Origin of the sequence: Methylobacterium nonmethylotrophicum, from assembly GCF_004745635.1 — a bacterium.
GTDB lineage: Bacteria > Pseudomonadota > Alphaproteobacteria > Rhizobiales > Beijerinckiaceae > Methylobacterium > Methylobacterium nonmethylotrophicum.
The window spans coordinates 1-4,464 of sequence record NZ_SRLB01000076.1 but is presented as its reverse complement, the minus strand read 5'-3'; the positions used below and the strand labels follow the sequence as shown (position 1 = coordinate 4,464).

Annotated in this window: 6 protein-coding genes; 1 reads left to right on the top strand and 5 read right to left on the bottom strand. The window is 73.8% G+C overall.

The features are described 5' to 3' along the window. Nucleotides 1-164: 164 nt before the first annotated feature. The 5 genes from EU555_RS35665 to serB form a co-directional block, all read right to left on the bottom strand. On the bottom strand, nt 165-455 hold the full coding sequence (locus EU555_RS35665) for an exodeoxyribonuclease VII small subunit (protein WP_135420099.1): 291 nt from the start codon (nt 453-455) through the stop codon (nt 165-167). A 129-nt stretch (nt 456-584) separates the two neighbouring features. Next, nucleotides 585-1,097: a tyrosine phosphatase family protein gene (locus tag EU555_RS35660; protein WP_135420097.1), complete on the bottom strand. Its 513-nt coding sequence runs from the start codon at nt 1,095-1,097 to the stop codon at nt 585-587. 21 nt (nt 1,098-1,118) lie between these two features. Next, nucleotides 1,119-1,733, bottom strand: coding sequence for a YfbR-like 5'-deoxynucleotidase (locus tag EU555_RS35655; protein ID WP_135420095.1), 615 nt, complete (start codon nt 1,731-1,733; stop codon nt 1,119-1,121). Beyond that, on the bottom strand, nt 1,730-2,371 hold the full coding sequence (locus EU555_RS35650) for a DNA-3-methyladenine glycosylase I (RefSeq protein ID WP_135420093.1): 642 nt from the start codon (nt 2,369-2,371) through the stop codon (nt 1,730-1,732). The genes EU555_RS35655 and EU555_RS35650 overlap by 4 nt, the downstream gene beginning before the upstream one ends. A 69-nt stretch (nt 2,372-2,440) precedes the next feature. After that, a complete protein-coding gene (serB, locus tag EU555_RS35645) occupies nt 2,441-3,337 on the bottom strand; it encodes a phosphoserine phosphatase SerB (protein WP_135420092.1) in 897 nt (298 codons plus the stop codon). A 53-nt stretch (nt 3,338-3,390) separates the two neighbouring features. Here serB and miaA point away from each other — a divergent pair, with 53 nt between their 5' ends. Beyond that, a complete protein-coding gene (gene miaA / locus EU555_RS35640; RefSeq protein ID WP_135420090.1) occupies nt 3,391-4,314 on the top strand; it encodes a tRNA (adenosine(37)-N6)-dimethylallyltransferase MiaA in 924 nt (307 codons plus the stop codon). Nucleotides 4,315-4,464: the final 150 nt, after the last annotated feature.

Here is a 4,464-nt window from a genome sequence, read left to right as displayed (position 1 = left end):
TCGGCGGCGAGCTGGGCGAGGTCGCTCTCGGGCAGCTGGCGCAGGTCCGCAGGCTCGCGGACGCGGTCGAGGAGGGGAAGGTTGAGCGGTGACACCGGAGCCATCCTCACGTCCGGAAGGAGAAAACCCGCCGCCGGATGACGGCGCGGGAGAGAGGGGAGCGATCAGGCGACATCGAGCGGCGCCGTCCCGGCGGCGCGTCCGTCCGCCCCGAGGGTGATGCGCTGGATGCGCGCCTCGGCGCGCTGCAGCAACGCCTCGCAGTGACGCTTCAGGGCCTCGCCGCGCTCGTAGATCGCGACGGATTCGTCGAGCGGCACGTTGCCCTGCTCCAGGCGCTGCACGATGGCCTCGAGTTCCTCGAGGGCCTTCTCGAACGGCAGGTCCGCGGTTCCGGCCGGGCCGGCGGGTGCGGAGGCTGCCCCGCGGCTGGCATCGGACCGGGCTGCGGTCATGCGCGAAGATGCTCCCATGATGAGCGACGGGTTATGGCGAGGGAATGCGCGCGAAACAACCCTCCGCCCGCGCGACCCGGTCGCGGATGCCTGTTTGCGCGCCAGGGCTGCGTTTGCGCCACAGTGGAATCAGTCGATGGTGAGACGAAACGGCTCGCCCTCGAAGGCATCCGCACCGCGGCCGATCGCCGCCACCGCGTCTACCATGCGGCCCTCGCGGCCGAGGAGCGCGTCCGCCACCGCGACGAGGCGCCGGTTCGGCGTCGCCGAGGGCGAGGCCTGGCGCAGCTCGCGGGCGATCTCGGCCTCGTCGCGGTCCGGCCGCAGGGCGCAAGCCGCGATGAAGGCCGCCGCGGTCGATCGGCTGATGCCGGCATAGCAGTGGATCACCAGCGGCTGCTCCCGGGGCCAGCCGCGCACGAAGTCGAGGAGCCGGCGCACATGCGCCTCGTCGGGCAGCACGTGGCCGTCGAGGGCGTCGGTGATGTCGCTGATCCCGACGAACAGGTGGTCGGATTCGGCGATGGAGGGCGGCCGCGTCACCGGGGTGCCGACATTGATCAGCGTCACGACGTGGCGCGCGCCGGTCGCCGCGACGGTCTCGGGCAGGCGGGACAGGGCGCAGACGTGCAGGGTCGGCATGGCGGCGAGGGGTCCTTCGTCTCAGGAAACCGGGACGGCCTGCAAGGCGTCGGCCAGCGCGTGGAAGCGGGCGAGGAAGGCGCCCTGCGCCTCGGCGGTCGGCCAGGGCTCCAGCAGGGCGTCGAGGGGCGCGTCGACGCGGTCCGGCCGGCCGAACACCCGCACGGCCTCGCTTTCCGAGAACCCGGCGAGCCGCGTCGCCTCGAGATAGGCGCTCAGGCGGTCGGCGCGCTTGATCAGGCGCTGCATCGCCGCGCTCGGGGCCGGGGTCAGGCCGAAGCGCACGCGGATCGCCGCGAGCAGCCGCGTCTCCACCGCCTTGTAGGAATGGCCGATCGCCGCCTTGAACGGCGAGATGATGTCGCCGATCACGTATTCGGGGGCGTCGTGCAGCAGCAATTCCAGCCGCCCGGCGGCGCCGAGCGCCGGCTCGAAGCCGCCGCCGATCGCCTCGACGAGGAGAGCGTGCTGCGCCACCGAGAAGACGTGCGGTCCGGCGGTCTGGCCGTTCCAGCGCGCCACCCGGGCGAGCCCGTGGGCGATGTCGGCGATCTCGACGTCGAGGGGGGACGGGTCGAGGAGGTCGAGGCGCCGCCCCGAGAGCATCCGCTGCCACGCTCGCGGCTGGGCGCTCATGCCGGGGTCCCGGGAGAGGCACCGCGCCCGGCCGGGCCCGGCAGGGCCGCGCACGCGTGGTGGCGGCAGCAGCCGACGAGGTGGTCGTTGATCATGCCGACCGCCTGCATGAAGGCGTACACGATGGTCGGGCCGCAGAAGCCGAAGCCTTCCGCCTTAAGCGCCTTCGACACCCGGCGCGAGACCGGGCTCTCGGTCGGGATGTCGGCGCGGGTCTCCGGCCTCGGCTGGAGCGGGCGCCCGTCGACGAAGTCCCACAGGAAGGCCGAGAATCCGGGGCCGCGCTCCTGGATGGCGAGGTATGCGCGCGCGCTACGGATCGTCGCCTCGATCTTGGCGCGGTTGCGGATGATGCCGGTATCCTGCATCAGCGCGTCGACCTGGCTCGGTCCGAAGCGCGCGATCGCCGCCGGCTCGAAGCCCGCGAAGGCGCGGCGGAATCCGTCGCGCCGGCGCAGGATGGTGATCCAGGACAGGCCGGCCTGGAACCCGTCGAGGATCAGCTTCTCGTAGAGGGCGCGGTCGTCGTGCTCGGGCACGCCCCACTCGCTGTCGTGATAGGCGACGTAGAGCGGGTCGGTGCCCGGCCACCAGCAGCGCGGGCAGCCGTCGGGATGCGGAATCAAGCCGGTCGACATCCGGTGGTCGTGTAGCGGGGCGCGCCCGGAACGCAACCGGCCTCCGGCAAATCCCGGTCCAGGACGATCCTATTCCCGGAACTCGGCAGCCGCGAAGCCCTGCAGGTAGAGCAGGCCCGTGAGGTCGCCGTGGTCGATCCGGGCATGGGCGGCAGCCGCGACCGCGGGCTTGGCCCGGAACGCGACGCCGAGGCCGGCCTCCTCCAGCATCGCGAGGTCGTTGGCGCCGTCGCCGACCGCCAGGGTCTCGGCCGGGTCGAGACCGAAGCGGCTGCGCAGCTCGATCAGGGCCGCGCGCTTGGCGTCGCGCCCGACGATCGGCTCCGCGACGGTGCCGGCGAGCGTCCCGCCCTCGGTCTCGAGGCGGTTCGCGCGGTGCGCGTCGAACCCGATCCGCGCCGCCACCGGCCCGGTGAACAGGGTGAAGCCGCCCGACACCAACGCCGTGTAGGCGCCGTGGGCCTTGAGGGTGCGGACCAACGTGCGCCCGCCCGGCGTCAGGGTGATGCGGTGCGCGATCACCTCGTCGATCGCGCTCACGGCCAGGCCCTTGAGCAGGGCGACGCGCTCGCGCAGGGCCGGCTCGAAGGCGATCTCGCCGCGCATCGCCCGCTCGGTGATCGCCGCCACATGGGCCTTGAGGCCGACCTGGTCGGCGAGCTCGTCGATGCATTCCTGGCCGATCATGGTCGAATCCATGTCGGCGAGAAAGAGGCGCTTGCGCCGGTGTGGGCCCATGACCTGGACGGCCACGTCGATCGGCTCGCCGGACAATGCCGCCCGCAGGCGCTCGGCCAGCGCCGATGCGGCGGCGGGCGCGCCCTCGACCAGGATCTCGGCCGCGACCTCGCCGTGCAGGATGCGCGGCGGGTGCCCGGTCGCCAGCACCCGCCTCGCCTCGGCCAGCACCGCGTCGGTGATGGCGGGGCGCTCCGGGTTTGCTATCAGGGTGGCGACCAGGGTCATCGGGGATCTCGGCGTCGGCGGGCGCGTCCCGGCCGCATGCGAGAGGAGCAGGCATGGACGGGCGGGTTCGGGCGATCCTCATCGCAGGGCCGACCGCCTCGGGCAAGTCGGCCCTGGCCCTGGCGCTGGCGCGCCGCCACGACGGCGTGGTGATCAACGCCGATTCGATGCAGGTTTACCGCGACCTCCGCCGCCTGACCGCCAGGCCCTCGCCCGAGGAGGAGGCGGAGGCACCCCACCGCCTCTACGGAACGGTCGACGGCGCGGTGAATTTCTCCGTCGGCCACTACCTGGCGGAGGCCGCCACGGCCTTGCGCGAGACCTGGGCGGCGGGCCGCCTGCCGATCGTCGTCGGCGGTACCGGGCTCTACTTCATGGGCCTGACCGAGGGGCTCTCGGAGATCCCCCCGGTGCCGGAGGCCGTCCGGGCCGAGATACGGGCTGGGGCGGAGGGGCGCGGAACGCCGGACCTCCACGCCGCCCTCGCCCGCCGGGATCCGGACGGGGCCGCGCGCCTCGACCCCAACGACCGCCTGCGGGTGCTGCGGGCCCTCGAGGTGCTGGCCGCCACGGGTCGCCCGATCGCCGCCTTCCAGGCCGCGCGCCGGCCCGGCCCCCTCACCGGCCTGCCCTGCCGAAAGCTCTTCCTCGCCCCGGACCGCGAGGCTCTGCGGGCGCGGATCGACGCCCGCTTCCTCGCCATGATGGCGGCGGGCGCCCTCGACGAGGTCCGGGCGCTCGCCGGCCGCCACCTTGACTCGATGCTGCCGGTGATGCGCGCCCACGGCGTGCCGGGGCTGATCGCCCACCTGCACGGGACGCTCTCCTACGAGGAGGCCGTCGCCCGCGGGCAGGCGGATACGCGGCGCTACGCCAAGCGGCAGGTGACGTGGTTCCGCCATCAGGCCGGGGCGGAGTGGGCGTGGCTCACGCCGGAGGCGGCGATGGCGGAGGCCTGCGCCTCGGGCCGGCCGTGATCCGCGCCGTCCCCGGAGGCGGCGGGGCGCCGGGAGGGCGCCCCGCAGGGATGTCGGCGTGCCGCCGCGCGGATCAGCCCTGTGTTCCGAATCCGAAGGTGGCGTCGCCCTGGGGCGAGCGGCCCTCGATCGCGCCGTATTGCAGGTAGT

What these genes read in the sequence shown, in the direction of transcription:
- miaA (WP_135420090.1), top strand. Translation starts at nt 3,391, where the DNA reads ATGGACGGGCGGGTTCGGGCGATCCTCATCGCAGGGCCGACCGCCTCG.
- EU555_RS35665 (WP_135420099.1), bottom strand. Translation starts at nt 455, where the DNA reads ATGACCGCAGCCCGGTCCGATGCCAGCCGCGGGGCAGCCTCCGCACCC.
- serB (WP_135420092.1), bottom strand. Translation starts at nt 3,337, where the DNA reads ATGACCCTGGTCGCCACCCTGATAGCAAACCCGGAGCGCCCCGCCATC.
- EU555_RS35650 (WP_135420093.1), bottom strand. Translation starts at nt 2,371, where the DNA reads ATGTCGACCGGCTTGATTCCGCATCCCGACGGCTGCCCGCGCTGCTGG.
- EU555_RS35655 (WP_135420095.1), bottom strand. Translation starts at nt 1,733, where the DNA reads ATGAGCGCCCAGCCGCGAGCGTGGCAGCGGATGCTCTCGGGGCGGCGC.
- EU555_RS35660 (WP_135420097.1), bottom strand. Translation starts at nt 1,097, where the DNA reads ATGCCGACCCTGCACGTCTGCGCCCTGTCCCGCCTGCCCGAGACCGTC.